Annotated in this window: 21 protein-coding genes; 8 read left to right on the top strand and 13 right to left on the bottom strand. The window is 34.0% G+C overall.

What is annotated here, in order from left to right:
• Positions 1 to 43: 43 nt before the first annotated feature.
• From ASE21_RS02545 to ASE21_RS02515, 7 genes are read left to right on the top strand one after another with little or no spacing between them, the layout of a single operon-like run.
• On the top strand, positions 44 to 664 hold the full coding sequence (locus ASE21_RS02545; protein WP_057120992.1) for a hypothetical protein: 621 nt from the start codon (positions 44 to 46) through the stop codon (positions 662 to 664).
• A 20-nt stretch (positions 665 to 684) separates the two neighbouring features.
• Complete coding sequence (locus tag ASE21_RS02540; protein WP_057120991.1) at positions 685 to 2,025, top strand: histidine kinase; 1,341 nt, start codon at positions 685 to 687, stop codon at positions 2,023 to 2,025.
• Positions 2,026 to 2,027: 2 nt separating this feature from the next.
• Positions 2,028 to 2,330, top strand: a complete 303-nt coding sequence (locus ASE21_RS02535; RefSeq protein ID WP_057120990.1) for a 2TM domain-containing protein — start codon at positions 2,028 to 2,030, stop codon at positions 2,328 to 2,330.
• 1 nt (position 2,331) lies between these two features.
• Positions 2,332 to 2,658 (top strand): 2TM domain-containing protein, encoded by a 327-nt coding sequence (locus ASE21_RS02530; RefSeq protein WP_057120989.1) that lies wholly within the window; start codon positions 2,332 to 2,334, stop codon positions 2,656 to 2,658.
• Between the two features lie 2 nt (positions 2,659 to 2,660).
• Complete coding sequence (locus ASE21_RS02525) at positions 2,661 to 2,966, top strand: 2TM domain-containing protein (protein WP_242410207.1); 306 nt, start codon at positions 2,661 to 2,663, stop codon at positions 2,964 to 2,966.
• Positions 2,967 to 2,984: 18 nt separating this feature from the next.
• Positions 2,985 to 3,353 carry a 2TM domain-containing protein gene (locus ASE21_RS02520; protein ID WP_057120987.1) on the top strand — a complete coding sequence of 123 codons (369 nt, stop codon included), beginning with the start codon at positions 2,985 to 2,987 and terminating at the stop codon, positions 3,351 to 3,353.
• 40 nt (positions 3,354 to 3,393) lie between these two features.
• Positions 3,394 to 4,161: a LytR/AlgR family response regulator transcription factor gene (locus ASE21_RS02515; RefSeq protein ID WP_057120986.1), complete on the top strand. Its 768-nt coding sequence runs from the start codon at positions 3,394 to 3,396 to the stop codon at positions 4,159 to 4,161.
• A gap of 264 nt (positions 4,162 to 4,425) precedes the next feature.
• Here the strand turns inward: ASE21_RS02515 and ASE21_RS02510 are convergent, their stop codons facing one another.
• Genes ASE21_RS02510 through ASE21_RS02500 form a run of 3 tightly spaced genes read right to left on the bottom strand, consistent with a single transcriptional unit; the run spans position 4,426 to position 7,252 of the window.
• Complete coding sequence (locus tag ASE21_RS02510; protein WP_057120985.1) at positions 4,426 to 5,451, bottom strand: COX15/CtaA family protein; 1,026 nt, start codon at positions 5,449 to 5,451, stop codon at positions 4,426 to 4,428.
• Entirely contained in the window at positions 5,448 to 5,822 is a 375-nt protein-coding gene (locus ASE21_RS02505) for a hypothetical protein (protein ID WP_057120984.1), read from the bottom strand. Before ASE21_RS02505 ends, ASE21_RS02510 begins: the two co-directional genes overlap by 4 nt.
• Complete coding sequence (locus tag ASE21_RS02500; RefSeq protein ID WP_057120983.1) at positions 5,822 to 7,252, bottom strand: CCA tRNA nucleotidyltransferase; 1,431 nt, start codon at positions 7,250 to 7,252, stop codon at positions 5,822 to 5,824. The genes ASE21_RS02505 and ASE21_RS02500 overlap by 1 nt, the downstream gene beginning before the upstream one ends.
• Positions 7,253 to 7,649: 397 nt before the next feature.
• Between ASE21_RS02500 and yaaA the strand changes: the two genes are divergently transcribed.
• Positions 7,650 to 8,408, top strand: coding sequence for a peroxide stress protein YaaA (yaaA, locus tag ASE21_RS02490; protein ID WP_057120981.1), 759 nt, complete (start codon positions 7,650 to 7,652; stop codon positions 8,406 to 8,408).
• A 174-nt stretch (positions 8,409 to 8,582) separates the two neighbouring features.
• Here the strand turns inward: yaaA and ASE21_RS02485 are convergent, their stop codons facing one another.
• The 10 genes from ASE21_RS02485 to trpC form a co-directional block, all read right to left on the bottom strand.
• Positions 8,583 to 10,172 carry an MDR family MFS transporter gene (locus tag ASE21_RS02485; RefSeq protein ID WP_057120980.1) on the bottom strand — a complete coding sequence of 530 codons (1,590 nt, stop codon included), beginning with the start codon at positions 10,170 to 10,172 and terminating at the stop codon, positions 8,583 to 8,585.
• Positions 10,173 to 10,176: 4 nt separating this feature from the next.
• A complete protein-coding gene (locus ASE21_RS02480; protein WP_057120979.1) occupies positions 10,177 to 11,256 on the bottom strand; it encodes an HlyD family secretion protein in 1,080 nt (359 codons plus the stop codon).
• Between the two features lie 12 nt (positions 11,257 to 11,268).
• Positions 11,269 to 12,591, bottom strand: a complete 1,323-nt coding sequence (locus ASE21_RS02475; RefSeq protein ID WP_057120978.1) for a TolC family protein — start codon at positions 12,589 to 12,591, stop codon at positions 11,269 to 11,271.
• Complete coding sequence (locus tag ASE21_RS02470) at positions 12,581 to 13,210, bottom strand: TetR family transcriptional regulator (protein ID WP_057120977.1); 630 nt, start codon at positions 13,208 to 13,210, stop codon at positions 12,581 to 12,583. Before ASE21_RS02470 ends, ASE21_RS02475 begins: the two co-directional genes overlap by 11 nt.
• A gap of 289 nt (positions 13,211 to 13,499) precedes the next feature.
• Positions 13,500 to 14,261 (bottom strand): tryptophan synthase subunit alpha, encoded by a 762-nt coding sequence (gene trpA / locus ASE21_RS02465; protein WP_057120976.1) that lies wholly within the window; start codon positions 14,259 to 14,261, stop codon positions 13,500 to 13,502.
• Between the two features lie 95 nt (positions 14,262 to 14,356).
• Entirely contained in the window at positions 14,357 to 15,094 is a 738-nt protein-coding gene (locus tag ASE21_RS02460) for a carbon-nitrogen hydrolase family protein (RefSeq protein WP_057121161.1), read from the bottom strand.
• Positions 15,095 to 15,105: 11 nt separating this feature from the next.
• On the bottom strand, positions 15,106 to 15,423 hold the full coding sequence (locus ASE21_RS02455) for a gamma-glutamylcyclotransferase family protein (RefSeq protein ID WP_057120975.1): 318 nt from the start codon (positions 15,421 to 15,423) through the stop codon (positions 15,106 to 15,108).
• A gap of 126 nt (positions 15,424 to 15,549) precedes the next feature.
• The gene (gene trpB / locus ASE21_RS02450; protein ID WP_057120974.1) at positions 15,550 to 16,731 is read right to left on the bottom strand and encodes a tryptophan synthase subunit beta; all 1,182 of its coding nucleotides are present in this window, start codon (positions 16,729 to 16,731) and stop codon (positions 15,550 to 15,552) included.
• A 12-nt stretch (positions 16,732 to 16,743) separates the two neighbouring features.
• The gene (locus tag ASE21_RS02445; RefSeq protein ID WP_057120972.1) at positions 16,744 to 17,376 is read right to left on the bottom strand and encodes a phosphoribosylanthranilate isomerase; all 633 of its coding nucleotides are present in this window, start codon (positions 17,374 to 17,376) and stop codon (positions 16,744 to 16,746) included.
• Positions 17,377 to 17,512: 136 nt separating this feature from the next.
• Complete coding sequence (gene trpC, locus ASE21_RS02440) at positions 17,513 to 18,292, bottom strand: indole-3-glycerol phosphate synthase TrpC (protein WP_057120970.1); 780 nt, start codon at positions 18,290 to 18,292, stop codon at positions 17,513 to 17,515.
• Positions 18,293 to 18,325: the final 33 nt, after the last annotated feature.

Raw genomic sequence — 18,325 nt, 5'->3', positions numbered from 1 at the left:
AGTAACTAACAAACAATAAAACAACCATTTAATTACTTGTAAAATGAAAAAAATCATCACTTTAATCGCATTATTTGTAGTAGTAATCAGTTCAGCTCAAACACAATTTGAACAAGGAATGACTAAAGCTTTCGCACTATGGAAAGAAGGAAAAAATACAGAAGCTGCAGCATTATTTGAAAGAATTGCCGCTGCTGATAAAACAAGTTATCTGCCAAACTATTATATTGCTCTTATGAATACAACGGCAGTTTTTACTGAAAAAGACAAAACAAAAATCGACCTTATGCTTACTAAAGCTCAGGACGCATTGGATGTAGAATTTATTAAAGATCAGAATAATGCAGAGCTTTATGTTTTACAGGCTTTAATTTACACAGGTTATGTGGTAGCCGATCCAATGACAAACGGAATGAAATATTCTGGTAAAGTAATGGAAGCTTACGCAAAAGCCAAAGCAATTGACCCAAACAATCCAAGAGCTGTTTTTGGAGAAGCTGATTATCAGTTAGGAGGAGCAAAATGGACAGGAGTTGACACAAAACCGCTTTGTGCACAGGTTGATAAATCTATTGAACTTTTTGCTACTTTTAAACCAGAAACTCCTTTTTCTCCAAAATGGGGATTAGACAGAGCTTTGGAAATCCAGAAAACTTGTAAATAATTTAATAAAAAAATAAAAGAATGAACTTAAAACCAAATCTATTAAAAGCGTTTTTAATTGGCGGAGTAGTATTTTTATTCTCCTTCCTGATTCGCTTTGCATCATTTGGAACTGCAGTTTTTACCAAAGATTTGTACATCTATTTTTTGTACTGCATGTTGTACAGCGTTGTTTTGTACGTGGTAAATGCTTCTCTATTTGTGTACTTAGATAAGGTTTTTGAAGGAGCAAACAGGTTTTCTGCCAAAAGAATTTTTATAGGGTTTGTAAGTTCATTTTTTATTTCGCTTTTTGTCATTTTTGTACTGCGTATTTTTACGCAGGTTGTTATAGAAAAACGCCCTTTATTAAGTTTTTTGGCAAACGAAGATCCGGCAAATTATATAGAATCTTCGGTCCTTACTTTTATTGTTTTACTGATATTTCACGCATTACATTTTTATAAACTATATCAGGAAAATAAAGTTATACAGCAAAAGATTATTGCGGGAACGGCAAATGCCAAATTCGAAAGTTTAAAAAATCAGATCGACCCGCATTTTCTTTTTAACAGCTTAAACGTTCTTAGTTCATTAATTGAAGAAAATCCGGATAATGCACAGCGATTTACGACTTCTTTGTCTAAAATTTACAGATATGTTTTGGAACAAAAAGACAAGGAACTGGTTTCTGTCGAAGACGAATTGTCTTTTGCAAAAACGTACATGAACCTGCTCAAAATGCGTTTCGAGAATAGTCTGTTTTATGAACTGCCAACGGCCAATATTAATCCGGATGCTAAAGTAGTGCCGCTTTCCTTACAGCTTTTACTCGAAAACACGGTAAAGCATAATGTGGTAAGCGAACAAAAACCATTACATATCAGAATTTTTATTGATAAACATTATTTGGTTATTCAAAATGATCTTCAGAAAAAAGAAGTTCTGCAGGACAGGCAAGGTGTTGGACTGCAGAATATTGTAAATCGTTACGGAATTATAACCGACAGAAAAGTGCTGATCGAACAAGATGAGAAAAATTTCTCGGTTAAGATTCCAATTTTAACAAAACAAATCACTGTTATGGACATAAGTACAGAATATAACGACGAAGCAAAAGCATATTACAGAGCTAAAAAAAGAGTTGAAGAATTAAAAGGATTTTACGGGAATATAATTTCATACTTATGTGTGATTCCATTTTTAGTTTTCATCAATTTAAAATTTTCACCAGGATTTCAATGGTTTTGGTTTTCAGCTTTAGGCTGGGGATTTGGGGTAGCAATGCATGCTTTTAAAGTCTTTGGATACAGCTCTGATTGGGAAGAAAGAAAAATCAGGGAAATTTTAGAAAAGGAGAATAATCAAAAAACCTGGCAATAATTATGGAAAATAATTACTTTGAAGGAGAAAGATATTACCATGCTCAAAAAAGAGTAAAAGAAATTAGAAGTTTTTATGAGCATTTAACAGTTTATATACTTGTAAATCCTATTGTAATTGTGGTAAATATGATGACTTCGCCAGGATATTTATGGTGTATCTGGTCGCTTATGGGATGGGGAATTCCAATCGTTTTACACGGATTAAAAGCTTTTAATCTTCCTCCTTTCTTTAATAAAAAATGGGAAGAAAGAAAAATCAGGGAGATTTTAGAGAAAGAACAAAATCAAAAAAACTGGAAATAATATGGAAACAAATTCTGATAATTTTGAAAACGAAGAGTTAAAACAGCTTGCAAGTAAGAAAGTTGTAAAACTAAAATCATTTTACAAACATACTTTTCTTTATGCTGTCGCGATGATTCTTTATTTCCTGAAAGAGTATACAGAACTGCCTTTACATGCTCTTCCATTACAATTTTTAAATGGCGTTGTGGTAATTATCTGGACTGCAGTTTATGTTGGATCTGCAATTGATATGTTTGTTTCTTTCAAAATATTTGGACAGGAATGGGAAGAAAAGAAATTGAGAAGTCTTTTAGAAAAGAAAAATAAAACACAAAAATGGGAGTAATCATGGAAATGAATTTTAATGAGGACGATAAATACTTTTTAGCAAAAAAGAAAGTAGAAAAGATTAAAGGATTTTATGGAAATTTGGCTGCTTATATATTAGTAAATGCAATTTTAATTTTCATTAATCTATACACTTCTCCAAAATATTTATGGTTTTTCTGGCCTTTAATGTGGTGGGGAATTGGAGTTGTTTTTCATGGATTAAAGGTTTTTGAAGTATTTCCGGTTTTAGGAAAAGACTGGGAAGAAAGAAAAATCAGGGAATTTATGGAAAAAGAAAAAGACAGTAAAAACAAGTGGAAATAATAAAATAAAAATAATATTATGGGACGTTTTAGAAGACGCATGTACGAAGAATATGCAAACGAATTCAGCACAGATGAAAGCTATAATAATGCATATAGAAAAGTAAAAAGGTTAAAAGGATTTTATTCACATTTGAGAGTTTACATAATTGTAAACATTATCATTATTATTGCGAACCTGAACCGAAATATTTTTGGTGCTAATATTCACGAAAGCGGACTAATGGACTGGGAGACATACTCGACGGCATTTTTCTGGGGAATAGGTTTAGCAGCACACGCTATGTCTGTTTTTGGCCGCGATCTATTTTTTAGTGATAACTGGGAGCAGAAGAAAATCCAAAAATATATGGAGAAAGAAGCCGCAAATACAAATAAATGGGAGTAACTTTGAAATACTATTTTTTCTAAATACCACATTATAATAAATGATCACATTAATTATAGAAGACGAAAAACCAGCTGCCAGGCTGCTGCAAAGAAAGCTTGAAAAGTTAGATGTTACGGTAGAAACGATGCTTCACTCCGTTGAAGAATCAGTTGAATGGTTTACAAACAATCAGCATCCGGATTTAATCTTTCTGGATATTCAATTATCAGATGGTTTATCGTTTGAAATTTTTGAGAAAGTAGCTATTAAAAGTGCTATTATATTTACGACTGCTTACGATGAATATGCCTTAAAAGCTTTTAAATTAAATAGTATCGATTATCTTTTAAAACCTATTGACGAAGATGATCTGGAAACTGCAGTTTCTAAATTCAGGTCCCGCATTCCAAAGACAACTTCTGAATCTTCAAACCTGCAGCTTGACTTTGAGCAGATTCGCCAAATGCTGTCAAATCCTTTTGAGAAGACTTATAAAAAGAGATTTACGGTTAAAATCGGGCAGCATTTAAAAGTAATTACTACCGAGGAAATCGAATGTTTTTTTAGTGAAAATAAAGGGACTTACATTCATACATACGACAACAGAAACTATTTGATAGACTCAACTTTAGAGATTCTGGAACAAGAATTAGACAAAAAGGATTTCTTTCGCGTAAGCAGAAAATTTATTGTACCGCTTCAGGCAATTAAGGAAATTCAGGTTTATACCAATTCTCGTTTAAAAGTAATTTTACCAACCTACAAAGAAGATGAGGTTATTGTAAGCCGTGAAAAAGTGCAGGATTTTAAAAGCTGGCTTGGGTAAATTTGTTTAAAGGATTATATCAAATGTTCCTACGGAACATAAATCTTGTGGGATTCTCATTTATTTCTGACGGATTGAAATCCGTCTCTGCAATATAAACCGTTTCTTCGGAACTCTACAATTTGAATAAAAAGAGCCATGGGCTTGATCCATATTGTAGGGCCGGATTTTAATCCGGTTAACGAAATGCAATTTTTATCAATAAAATTAAAATAACAAGAGCCGAAAATTTTTCGGCTCTTGTTATTTTTAAATCTTTGATTTTTATTTGCTTAATCTATGCAGCGTATACGTCATAGCGCTCAAAAGGAAAAAAGCCATAATCTGGTGAATTAATCCTAAAGCTAAAGGAACGCTGTACAATAAAGTGAAAACTCCAAGTACAAACTGTATAAAAACAAAAACGACCAAAGTGTTGATTCCGTTTGCCTGCGTTCTTGTAAGCGTATATTTTTTACTTTTAAAGAAAAGGAAAAGAATTGCCGCTACAACGACATAAGCAAAAGTTCTGTGTATAAACTGAACACCGCTTTTTCCTTCGGTTAAATTTTTAATTAAACCAGACTGCTCAATAAAAACCGATTCGTGAATAAATTCACCATCGCTCATTAAAGGCCAGTGATTATGAATTAATCCGGCGTTTAATCCCGCCACAAATCCGCCATAAATAATTTGAATCAATAAAGCTGCTAACGCATATCTTGCAATTTTGCGCAGCGGTAAAATTTTATTGATATTTCTTTCAGGATAAATCAAATCGAGTGCCACCCAAAGTGTATAAGCAAAAGTAATGAAGGCAAAAGTAAGGTGAAGAGAAAGCCTGAAATGACTCACATCCGGATTGTCAATTAATCCGCTTCGAACCATAAACCATCCAAGAAAACCCTGAAAAGCTCCCATTGCTAATAGTACAGTGCATTTTTTTATAGTTGGCGTATCTAATTTTTTTCTGATTAAGAAATAAACAAAAGGCACAAAAAACACCAAACCAATAATGCGGCCAATGAAACGGTGAAACCATTCCCAGAAATAAATAAACTTATAATCTGCTAACTGAAAATCATTGTGAATATTGATTTTTTGATATTCAGGGAACTTTTTATATTCATCAAAAGCGGCCTGCCATTTGGCCTCTGTTAATGGAGGGAAAGTATCGGTTACCAAATGCCAGTCGGTCATGGATAACCCTGAATTGGTTAAACGTGTAATGCCGCCCACGACAACCATTAAAAATAATAAAACACAACCCGATAGTAACCAAATGATTACTGATTTATTTTCTTTTTTCATTCTTTTCCGATTAATTCGATTTCGTTTTTATCTTTATTTTGATTTTTAGAAATTCTTCCTAAATAGAATTTTGAGGTATATATATTGATTAAAATGCATGGAGGAAATATTAAACTTCCAAATATGATTCTAGAAGTGTAATCTTTCATATCAGTTTTTAATCCTGACATTTCAATTAGGGCAGGACTTGTTGAGATCGCTGCAACAAGAAAAATTACACAAGAAGGAAGAATTATTGATATTAAAAAGTAAAATAATTTGTGTTTGTAATGTTTTTCCCCAGTCTTTCTTAATCCTTTAAAAAAAATAAAATTTGGATAAATAATTATTAACAATAATATAGATATAAAAATTCCGCCTAAAATATCCATTATTTCTTTAGAGTTAAATTTAACTTCGCAGCTCTCTTAATCACAAAATCATAAGCAGCCTGATATTCATTCGGAATATCGCCTTCTAAAATAGCTTCTTTTACGGCTTCTTTTAAAACTCCAATTTCTCGCGAAGGTTTCAAATCGAACATTTCCATAATTTCTTCACCAGAAATTGGTGGCTGAAAATTACGAACATGATCGCGTTCTTCGACTTCTATAATTTTCTTGCGAACAAGCTCGAAGTTTTTGTGATATTTCTTGAATTTCGCCGGATTTTTTGTTGTAATATCTGCAGCACATAAAGTCATTAGGCTCTCAACATCTTCGCCGGCATCAAAAACCAAACGGCGAACAGCGCTGTCAGTTACAATATCCTCAGCCAAAACAATTGGACGTGAACTCATAACGACCATCTTTTGCACAAATTTCATTTTTTGATTCAATGGCATGTGCAGACGTTCGAAGATTTTCTTCGCCATTTTTCCGCCTAAAAATTCATGTCCGTGAAAAGTCCATCCTTGTTTTTTGTTGAAACGTTTTGTTGGCGCTTTTCCAATATCATGCAATAAAGCTGCCCAGCGAAGCCATACATCATCTGTGTTTGGGCAAATGTTATCTACAACTTCCAGTGTGTGGTAGAAATTGTTTTTATGAGTATGACCTTCAATTTCTTCTACCTGATTTAAAGCGGTTAATTCAGGTAAAATTAAATCTAAAAGTCCGGTTTTGTATAAAAGTAAAAATCCTGTTGACGGTTTAGGAGTAGACAGAATTTTGTTTAATTCGTCTACAATTCTTTCGCCGGAAATAATTTTGATACGATCTGCATTTTTGGTAATCGCATTCAAAGAGTTTTCTTCAATTTCAAAATTTAATTGAGTAGCAAAACGTATAGCGCGCAGCATACGTAAAGGATCATCAGAATAGGTAATATCCGGATCCAATGGCGTTTTGATTGTTTTATTTTCTAAATCGGTTAGACCGTCAAATGGATCTAATAGATCTCCAAAACTGTTTTTATTTAAAGATAAAGCCAAAGCATTGATCGTAAAATCACGACGATTCTGGTCATCCTGAAGTGTTCCGTTTTCTACAATTGGGTTTCTGCTGTCGCGATTATAAGATTCTTTTCGGGCTCCAACAAATTCAATATCAGTATCTTCAAAACGAAGCATTGCTGTTCCGTAATTTTTAAAAACCTGCACTTTTGGTTTGTTTGGAAGTAAATCAGAAACTTTAAGCGCCAATTCGATTCCGCTTCCAACTGCCACAACATCAATGTCTTTTTTAGAACCTCTGTTTAAAAGTAAATCACGAACAAATCCTCCTATGACATAAGAGTCTACATTTAATTCCTGAGAAGCTTTCGAAATGATTTCGAAGATTTTGTTTTGTAAAGCAGTTTTGTAGTTTGTTTGTATAGCCACGAATTCACTAATTTTAAATAATGTTCATTCCTGAGGAGAATGAACGACTGCAAATTTACAACATAGAAAATCCTTAATATAATGTATTGAACACTTTTTTGAAGAATTTAATAGTTTTTGATGTTGATTTTTATGAAATAGAAAAAAGGTTTGCTACGAATTGCACGAATTTCTCGAATTTTTTTCTTTTGCTAAAGATTAAGTGTTTTTTGCCACAGATTAAAGGATTAAAAAGGATTAAAATCTGTGAAAATCATTTAATCTGTGGCAAAGAAATTAGTGAAATTCGTGCAATTCGCGGCAAAAAACAAATCTATACAGCCATCAAACAAATCAATTGCATTATAATATTTTTAAAATTTCAATTTGTATTTTTGAATCACTTAAAAATGCACAAATGAAAATTGTTATATCGCCTGCGAAATCTCTAAATTTCGAAAAAGAATTACCAACTGCTGAACATACAGAACCTTCATTTTTAAAAGAAGCACGTCAGGTTCATAAAATTTTAAAACCAAAGAAACCTGCAGAATTATCAGATTTAATGTCTATTTCAGATAAACTTGCCGACTTAAACTGGAAGCGTAATCAGGACTGGAAAACACCATTTACAGTAAAAAATGCGCGTCCGGCAGTTTATACTTTCGATGGAGATGTTTATACAGGTTTAGATGCTTATTCGATTCCTTTAGAAAAACTGGACGCTTTACAAGATAAACTCCGAATTTTATCAGGACTTTATGGTCTTTTAAAGCCGCTGGATTTAATGCAGGCTTATCGTTTAGAAATGGGAACAAAACTTCCTGTTGGCGAATATAAAAATCTTCATGAATTTTGGAAACCTGTTGTAACAAAAGCGTTGAACAAAGAATTGAAAAAAGGAGAATTATTTGTGAATTTAGCCAGTAATGAATATTTTTCTGCGGTAGATGTAAAAGCTTTAAAAGTTCCTGTAATTACTCCTGATTTTAAAGATTATAAAGATGGTAAATTAAAAATGATCAGTTTCTTTGCAAAAAAGGCGAGGGGAATGATGGTTCGTTATATCATTGATACAAATGCCGAAACGATTGATGACCTAAAAGGATTTAATTACGAAGGATATCATTTTGATGCTAATCTTTCGAAAGGAAATCATTTGGTTTTTACAAGATAGTTTTTTAGTTGCTAAGATTCTAAGTTTTTCTGAAAGAGTCGTAGACTCGATCCATATTGTAGGCAGGGATTTTAATCCCTGCAGATTTATGCAAAGGATTAATAATCGATCATAAAAACAACGCCGAATTCAATTAAGAATTCGGCGTTTCTGCGTATTATAAAATTATTATTATTAGTGCATTGCGTCGGCTGCACTAATTTTGTTCTTCCCTTTTTTAATAAAGAGAATAATCGGTATGCAGCATAAAAACATAATTCCGAGATAAAGGAAAATATCCATATAAGCCATTACGGTACTTTGCTTCATTACTGAATAATCTATGGCCTGATATGCTTTTTTCAAAGCAACATCGGCACTATATCCTTTTGCCATAAATGCGTGCTGCATTCCTGCGAGTCGCTGCTGAACATCAAATTTGGCCGGATCTAAATTGTTAATTAAATCTACTCTGTGTGACTGGCTGAAACGTGTGATGAAAGTTGTAATAATCGCAATACCAAAAGATCCCCCTAATTGACGCATCATTCCGGTAAATGCAGCTCCTTCACCAATTTGTTTTCCTTTTAAAGTGGAAAGAGAAAGTGTTGTAATAGGAACGAAAAGTAATCCTAAACCAATTCCTCTTAAAATTAAAGGCCAATACATATGTTCTACACCAGTGTCTGGCGTCATACGGCTGTACATCATAAAAGTAAAGAAGAAGAAAATTAAAAATCCTACTCCAACCATATAACCCTGAGGCACGCCTTTCTGAATCATGTTTCCAACAAACGGCATCATGATTGCCGTTGTAATAGATCCCGGAATTAATAATAAACCGGCATCAGTTGCTGTCCATCCTAAAATCGACTGCGTATAAATTGGAATAATTAATGTCGAACCATACAATCCGAAACCCAAAATAAAACACATTATGGTTCCAATTCTTAAATTTCCGTCTTTTAAAACACTCAAATTTACAATTGGATGCTTATAAGTAAGTTCCCGCCAGATAAATAGTACTAATCCTAAAACGGTAACGACACTCAAAGTTACAATAAGTGAATCATTAAACCAGTCATCCTGTTGTCCGTGTTCCAGAACAAACTGTAAAGAACCAATAAAAGTACTCAATAAAATAATTCCCCACCAGTCAACCTGATTGGCTTTTAATTTCTCTCCGTATTTCGGACTTCTAACAAAGCTCAGAGCCAGAATTGTAGCAATAATTCCCAGTGGAATATTGATATAAAAAATATAAGGCCAGGAATAATTATCTACTAAATAACCTCCTAAAGGCGGTCCAAGAGTTGGCCCCACAATTACACCCATTCCGTAAATTGCCTGTGCCATTCCGCGTTTTGCCACGGGATAACTTTCCGTAATAATCGTTTGGGCTGTTACAAGTAACGCTCCTCCACCCATACCTTGTACGAATCGAAAGGCTACAAGTTCCCAAATGTTGGTGGCATTACCACACAAAAAGGAACAGACCGTAAATATTATAATAGATGCCACAAAATAATTACGTCTTCCAAACTGCTGTGATAACCAGCTCGTCATCGGGATTACAATAACATTCGCAATTGCGTATGCTGTAATAACCCATGCCACATCGGTCAAGGTAGCACCAAGACTTCCGCGCATGTCTGTTAGAGCTACGTTTACAATCGTAGTATCTACAATTTCAAGCAATGCACAAAGTACTGCCGTAATTGTAATAATAACGCGTCGGTAACCGTATTCTACTAAATCGTCGTCTCCTTGTATTGCTGCTGCCATTTATTTATTTTAAATGTACGTCTACATCAACATTCATTCCTGGTCTTAAAAGTTTTACTTTTTCAGGATCGTTTGATTCATCTAAACTAATTTTTACCGGTAATCTCTGAATTGTTTTTACAAAGTTTCCTGTAGCATTGTCAGGAGGTAATAATGAAAAACGAGATCCTGTAGCTGGAGAAAATGAAGTTACAGTACCTTTAAATTCATATTTTGGATAAGCATCTACTTTTAAGCTTACTTTTTGTCCTACAACCATTTTATTTAATTGTGTTTCTTTAAAGTTAGCTACAACCCATGCTTCGTTGTTATTAATAATATAAAATAAAGATTGTCCTGGCTGAACTAATTGTCCCGGCTGAATATCTACTTTAGAAACCTGACCATCAATAGCTGCCGTAACCACTGTATAACTTAAATTTAAATGCGCAACATCTAGCATTGTTTTTGCTTTTTTGATGTTTGCTGCAGCAACTTCTGTTTGTTTATCAGAAACTTTAGATTTTGACTGAATAACAGATTTTTGATAAGAACTTGCTTTTTGCTGTTGCTCTAAAACACGTACTTGGTTTTCAGCTTCATCTTTAGCGGCCTGAGCCTGCTCAAATTGCTGTTTTGTAATAGTATGTGTTTTGTATAAATTGTTGTAACGGTTAAAATCGTTTGTCAATTGTCTCAACCTGATTTTTGCACTTTCGATAGAACCCGTTGCAGATCTCATTTGAGCGTCAGAAACAGAAATACTAGCGTTTGCACTTCCAATATCAGCTTTTGCTGCTTCGTACTGCCCTTCTGCTCCTAATAATGCAGCATTTGCTTCATCAATTTTTAACTGATAATCTCTTTTATCAATAGTAAATAAAGTGTCCCCTTTTTTTACATAGTCATTATCTTTCACGTAAACCTTACTTATATATCCTGATACTCTAGGTATAATTGGGTTCATTTTTTTCTCAATTTGAGCATCATCTGTTTCTTCGTGAGCCTGAGAGTGCAGGTATTTAGAGATTCCGTAAGTTCCGCCTCCTAAAATCAGAACTGCAAGTATGATGATGAATTTTTTATTTGTCTTTTTCTTTTCCATGAGAGCTATCGATTATATTTTAGAAAGATTGAATGATTGTGATAATTGTCCTGATACTGAAAGTAATTCGTAGTATTTTTGAATGATTGCTGCTTTTGCAACAGCGGTATTAATTTTGGCACTTAGCTGTTCAACATCAGCTTCAACCAAATCATTGGTATCAGCAAGACCGTTGTCGAATTTATCTTTTACAAGCCTGTAGTTCTCAGTTGCCTGCTGAAATGCCTCTTCGTAAACTACACTCTGATTAATCGCTAAGTCATAATCTTCAATAGATTTTTGAACTTCAACTTTAATACGATCCGTCATAATTGCTTCTGTATTTTTTACTTCAAGCGCTCTGCTTTCTGCTTCTTTTACATGTGCGCTGTTTTTTAAGATTCCTGATAAATCATAAGATAAACCTAAACCAAAATTCATAGCATATTTTACCGTAATAATGTCTTTAAGATCTAAAGCGGTATAACCTCCAAGCAAAGAAAGAGTTGGATAATATCCTGCTTTTGCTATTCTGACATTAGCTTCTGAAGCTTTTTGCTGTAACCGAATCACTTCCAGATCTTTTCTGTTTTCCAGAGCCAAAGCATCAGATGTTGGCGCATTGGTTGTTTTTAAGTTAAAGAAATCATCTTCATTAACCTGAATTTTAACAGACGGGTCTAATTTAAGTAATGTCGTTAAATAAAAATTAATGTTATTGATATTATTATTAGCTTCATCAATAGATAATTGTGTTTTTGAAACTAATAATTGCGCTTTCAATAAATCATTTCTTGGGATAATTCCGTTTTTTTCCAATTCGATAAAATCAGTAACACGCTGTTTTGCGCTTTTTTGATTTTCATTTAAAACATCCAAAGTCTTTTGTGCTTTATACAAAGCAGTGTAATAAGTAATTACTCTTAAAGCAACATCTTCTTTTGTTTTGGCCGCATTAACACTTTCTGCTTCATATAAACTTTCATATGCGTCAATACTGCTTTGAATTTTGAATCCCGCAAAAAGAGGCAGGCTCAGGTTAGCCATTCCAAGCATTGCACGATCGGGAGAAGCCAGACTGGCTGCATTTTCACCTTCATTGTGCATGTCGATAGAAGCTTTTGTAAGACGCTGATATTGACCAGAAATTTTTAAATCCGGGTATTGATTATTCTTAACCGTTTGTAATTCGTATTTTTTTGAGTTTACCTTGGTGTTGGCAAGCGTAACTTCGTTACTCTTTTCCCAGGCCATTTTCACGGCCTCATCTAAGGTTAAACTTGTTTTTTCTTGTGCTTCTATTGAAGATATTCCTATAAAGAAAACTCCAAAGAGCATTAATTGACTAATTTTCATAAACAAGTAGCGCTTTTATAGTTTGTTGAATGTGCTTTGTAAGATCGTTTTTAATGTAATTGTTAAACATTTCTTCTGTTTTTAAATCCAGTAATTCTTCGAAGAAAGAGCGATTCATGTGAAAGTGAAAAAAGGTTCCGATAATGGTTGGTGTTATAAGCGGAATAACAATATCCTTTCTAAAAACACCCAAATCCTGTCCCTGTTTAATAATGCTTTCAACAGATTTTAAATTTCCTTTTTTTAATTCGGTAAATGCTTTTAGGCTTTTTTCTCTTTTTTTATTGTAAAGTTCAAAATGTAAAACTCTGTAAATGCCTTTGTTAAGGCAAATTCTGTTCACGTAAATTTCGATTAATTTATTGACTTTTTCAAGCGGTTCGAGATTTTCGTTCAATAAATTTTCGAGTTGTAGTTTTAAATCAACAGTTTTGTAGAAAATCAAAGCTTCCAGCAGCCTTTCTTTTGAGCCAAAGTAATACGAGACCATAGCAATGTTAATTTTTGCTTCTTTGGAAATATCCCGTATCGATGTACCCTCAAATCCTTTCTCAGAAAATAACTTTTCAGCTACATTAAGAATCTGAATTTTTTTATCGTTTAATTCGATGTCTGACATGATAGTGTTTCTAATCGGATGCAAAATTAAACACTTGTTTAATTTAAACACTTGTTTAATTTTATTTTAACATAATATTAACATAAAACGGTTTCGATAATTTGAACAAAAAAAAAGCTGAAATAGAAATAATATTTCAGCTTTTTCGCTCATTCTTGTCATTTCGACGAAGGAGAAATCTCCGCGAGTAACTCTACAATCAAAAGTTTCAAACTTTGTAGATTTTGCAACGGAGATTTCTCCTTCGTCGAAATGACAACTAGACGATATTAATTATGAAATAAAATAATTATCGAATCCTTCCAACAAACTCAGCAATTTTCCCGCTTCCGTTTTCGCTTAAATGTTTAATAAAAGCACTTCCAATAATAGCGCCTTTTGCATATTTTACAGCCTGATTGAAAGTTTCTTTATTTGAAATTCCAAAACCTACAATTTGTTGATTTTTTAAATTCAGATTTGAGATTCTCTCAAAGTAACTTTCCTGTACATCTCCAAAACCTGCCTGCGAACCTGTAACACTTGCAGAACTAACCATATAAATAAATCCGTTTGATACGCTGTCGATAAAACGAATGCGTTCGTCTGAAGTTTGCGGCGTAATCAGGAATACATTGATTAACCCGTATTTTTCGAAAATTGCTTTGTATTCCTCTGCATAAACATCAACCGGAAGATCCGGAATGATTAAACCGTCGATTCCAATTTCGGCACATTTCTGGCAAAAAGCTTCAACTCCATATTGTAACATTGGATTGAAATAGCCCATAATAATCAACGGGATTTTTACGCTTTCGCGGATGTTTTTCAACTGGTCAAAAAGAATTTGAGTCGTCATTCCGTTATGAAGCGCCTGAGTAGAACTCGCCTGAATTGTTGGTCCGTCTGCCAAAGGATCACTAAAAGGAAGTCCGATTTCAATTAAATCAACGCCATTTTTTTCCAGATCCTGAATAATCTGCACTGTATCATTTAAGTTTGGATATCCAGCAGAAAAATAGATCGAAAGTATCTTTTTATCTTCTTGTAATTTTTGAGTTATTCTGTTCATTATTATGTTTTTTTGTGACACAGATTAAAAAGATTTCAATGATTTTTAAATAATTTAATCTGTGAGAATCTGTAAAATTTGCGGCATTATTTTTTTTAAAATTTTAAAACCTTGCTTGTCCAATTATGATTTTGATTTTCAACCAATAATAATCCGGAATCTGAATCATTCATCTGTCCAATTAATTCTCCTTTATTATTCCAGAATGCACTTTGTCCAGCTGAAGGCGAACCCCAGGATTCTCCGCTAAAGTTGGACATTAAAACATTCATTCCGTGTTTTAGTGCATAATTTTGCAAATCTCTGTAAGCGTTCGGGATGCCGTTTGGCGAAAAGAAAATGCTGGCAATATAAATGTCAGTTTCCTTTTTACGGGCATTTTCCGGATGCAGCTGATTATCGATATCGGCACAAATGGCAAATGAAATCTTTTGATTTTCAATAGTAATCATTGGATTATTATCAAAAGAGGACTGAAAAAAATCATCTTCGCCTTCATGTAAAAACTGCTTCGTATAAATTGAAACCGAATTGTCCGGAGAAATAACAAATTCACCAATAAACAGGTTTGAGTCAATTTCAATAGGCGCTCCGGCAATAATTACAATATTATTTTCTATAGCTAATTTTTTCAAATGATCCAGACGCGAATCGTTTTTCTGGAAAAATAATTGCTGTGCATGTTCTCTTTCATATCCTGTAATAGACATTTCAGGAAATGCAATTAATTGCGCTTTATTTTTTACAGCCAATTCTATAAGGCGATAATGATCTGATAAATTGGCATCGATATCTCCTCGTGTCGGTTTTGTTTGCGCGGCTGCTAGAATCATGTCTGGAATTATTAATTTTCTGTATAAATCCAAGCCTGTATTCCAGACTTTAGTCTTACCTGAACTCTTTTATAGGAGTTCGATTCAAAGATATCTACTTTAGCCAGATCTGTGTTTGAAATTGTAAATACAACCCCATATATAATATCTGAAAGATCATCGCTTGGAACCGCTACAACATAATCTGCCATTCCAAATTCTTCTTCAATCTGCAGGCTTTTTAGTTTGTAGCCAAGGAGCTGGTCTGCAGTTCCGGATAATACTTTGTTGAAAACCTGCATTTGGATCTGTTTTGATCTTAATGTTCCGTAGGAGAATAACTGTTCCATAATTATTATTTTTCTCGTTATTTATTGCGTTAGGGATGGGAGCGGCATCCTTTTTATTTTTTCTTTAAAAATAAAAAGATACAGCGGACAGCCCGCCCGAAGGGAACGCCCAAATTACGATTTTTATTACAATTTAAAATAGTCAATATAATTATCTAAATCTTTATCGCCGCGGCCGGAAAGACTAATAACAACAACATCTGAAGGCTTAAATTTCTTTTGATCTAAAACTGCAAACGCATGCGCGCTTTCGATCGCCGGAATAATTCCTTCTAATTTTGTCAATTGCAAACCTGCATTCATGGCATCATCATCTGTAACAGAGAAAAACTCCCCGCGTCCCGATTGGGCTAAATGAGCATGTAATGGCCCAACACCGGGATAATCTAATCCGGCAGAAATAGAATACGGTTCTGTTATTTGTCCGTCTGTGGTTTGCATTAATAGTGTTTTACAGCCATGAATAACGCCTACTTTTCCTAATTTGCTTGTTGCTGCGCTATGACCGCTGTCGACACCTTTTCCGGCAGCTTCAACAGCAATAATCCCAACTTCAGGCTCATGCAGAAAATGATAATACGTTCCTGCGGCATTACTTCCTCCGCCAATGCAGGCTATAACATAATCCGGGTTTTCACGTCCTTCTTTTTCTTTTAACTGCCATTTAATTTCTTCTGAAATAATGCTTTGAAAACGTGTTACCATATCCGGATAGGGATGTGGTCCAATCGCAGATCCTATAATATAATGTGTGTCAACCGGATTGTTGATCCAGTCGCGGATCGCTTCGTTTGTGGCATCTTTTAAAGTACGGGAACCAGAAAGTGCCGGACGAACTTCTGCACCTAACATTTTCATACGGGCTACGTTTGGTGCCTGACGTGCAATGTCGATTTCGCCCATATACACAATACATTCAATTCCCATTAAAGCACAAACCGTAGCTGTTGCAACGCCATGCTGTCCGGCGCCGGTTTCGGCAATAATTCTTTTTTTGCCAAGACGTTTTGCCAATAAAATCTGCCCAATGGTGTTGTTGACTTTATGCGCTCCGGTATGGTTTAAATCTTCTCTTTTCAGATAGACTTTTGTATTGTACTTTTCAGATAAACGTTTCGCAAAATACAGCGGACTAGGGCGTCCTACATAATCTTTAAGCAGTTGGTTGAACTCAGCCTTAAAATCTGGTTCGTCCATTATGCTTAGGTATTTCTGACGTAATTCTTCTACGTTTGGATATAGCATTTCAGGAATGTAAGCTCCTCCAAATTCTCCGTAATATCCTTTTTCGTTGACGTTAAAACTCATTTTTTTTTTATTTTAAAAGTTGGCAACATCAAATTTTCGTTTGAAATTGCTAAATAAATTTCTGTTTTTCAGCCCGGGTTCGATTTCAAATTTACTATTTACATCGATAGCATAAATGGGTAAATTGCTTTTTGAAATTTCTTCGATGGCTTTTAATTCGTTTATTCCGATTCCACCGCTCAAAAAGAAGGGTTTCTCAGAATTGTATTTTTTTAATATTGTCCAGTCAAATGTTGTTCCATTGCCGCCCGGCAATTTTCCTTTGGTGTCAAATAAAAAATAATCGGACACTTCTTCAAAAGGTTTTATGACTTCAAAATCAAAATTTTCATTTGCAGAAAATGCTTTTATAATTTCGATTTTTTTAGACAGTTTACTTTTTAATTCGGCACAAAATTCAACCGTTTCATTGCCGTGTAACTGAACGGCCTGCAAATTGTATTTTGTTACTTTTTCCAGAATTTCTTCCTGACTTTGATCTACAAAAACGCCTACTTTTTTGATTGTTTTTATGAGTTCAGGAATAGTTCCGTTAAAATATCTCGCGGATTTTTCCCAGAAAATAAATCCCATATAATCGGGCAGGAGTGCACCTACTTCGAGAATATTTTCGGGATATTTCATACCGCATATTTTGAGTTTCATTTCGTTGTGTTTTTTTGCTTTTTATTGTGCTTATAAAGCTTAGTTCGCAAAGCTTTGTGTTTAATTTTTGCCACGAATTTCACTAATAGCACGAATTAAATTAGTGTAATTAGTGAAATTCGTGGCGAACTTAAATTTATAATTTACTAATAAATTCTGTTGCTGCTTTGCCCGCATTATCAGTTTTCATGAAGTTTTCTCCAATTAAGAAACCTTTATAACCATAAGGTTTGAGTTCCTGAATAGCTTCAACTGATGAAATACCGCTTTCAGAAACCTTTACAAAATCATCAGGAATCTGTGATGCCAGTTCTTTGCTGAAATCTAAACTGACTTCAAAAGTTTTCAGGTTTCTGTTGTTTACGCCAATCATATCTAAACTCGGCATAATCGATTTTTCCAGTTCTTCCTGATTATGAACTTCCAGTAAAACTTCTAAGCCTAATTTTTTTGCAAATTCAGATAATGATTTGATTTCTTCACGGGTTAAAACCGCTGCGATTAATAAAATCAAATCGGCTCCGTGTGCTTTTGCTTCTAAAATCTGGTATTCATCTACAATAAATTCTTTTCGCAGAAGCGGAATATTTACTGAAGCTCTAGCCAGAAGTAAATCGTCAAGAGATCCGCCAAAATATTTACTGTCGGTTAAAACAGATATTCCGCATGCTCCGGCATTTTCGTAGCCTTTTACCACTTCTTCAACCGTAAAATTGTTGTTAATTATTGATTTTGAAGGAGAACGGCGTTTATGTTCGGCGATAATTCCGGAATTACTTTCTTTTAATTTCCGACTTAAGGAAATGGTTTGTCTGCCAAAAAAAACAGAATTCTCCAATTGTGAAACCGGAATAATTGATTTTTTAAGTTCGACTTCACGGTGTTTATCAAATATTATTTTATCGAGTATGTTCATTGTTTGTTTTGTTTCAGGTTTCAAGTTTCATGT

This window comes from Flavobacterium sp. Root901, from assembly GCF_001429765.1.
Taxonomy (GTDB): Bacteria; Bacteroidota; Bacteroidia; order Flavobacteriales; family Flavobacteriaceae; genus Flavobacterium.
This window is presented reverse-complemented; position numbering and strand designations above follow the sequence as displayed.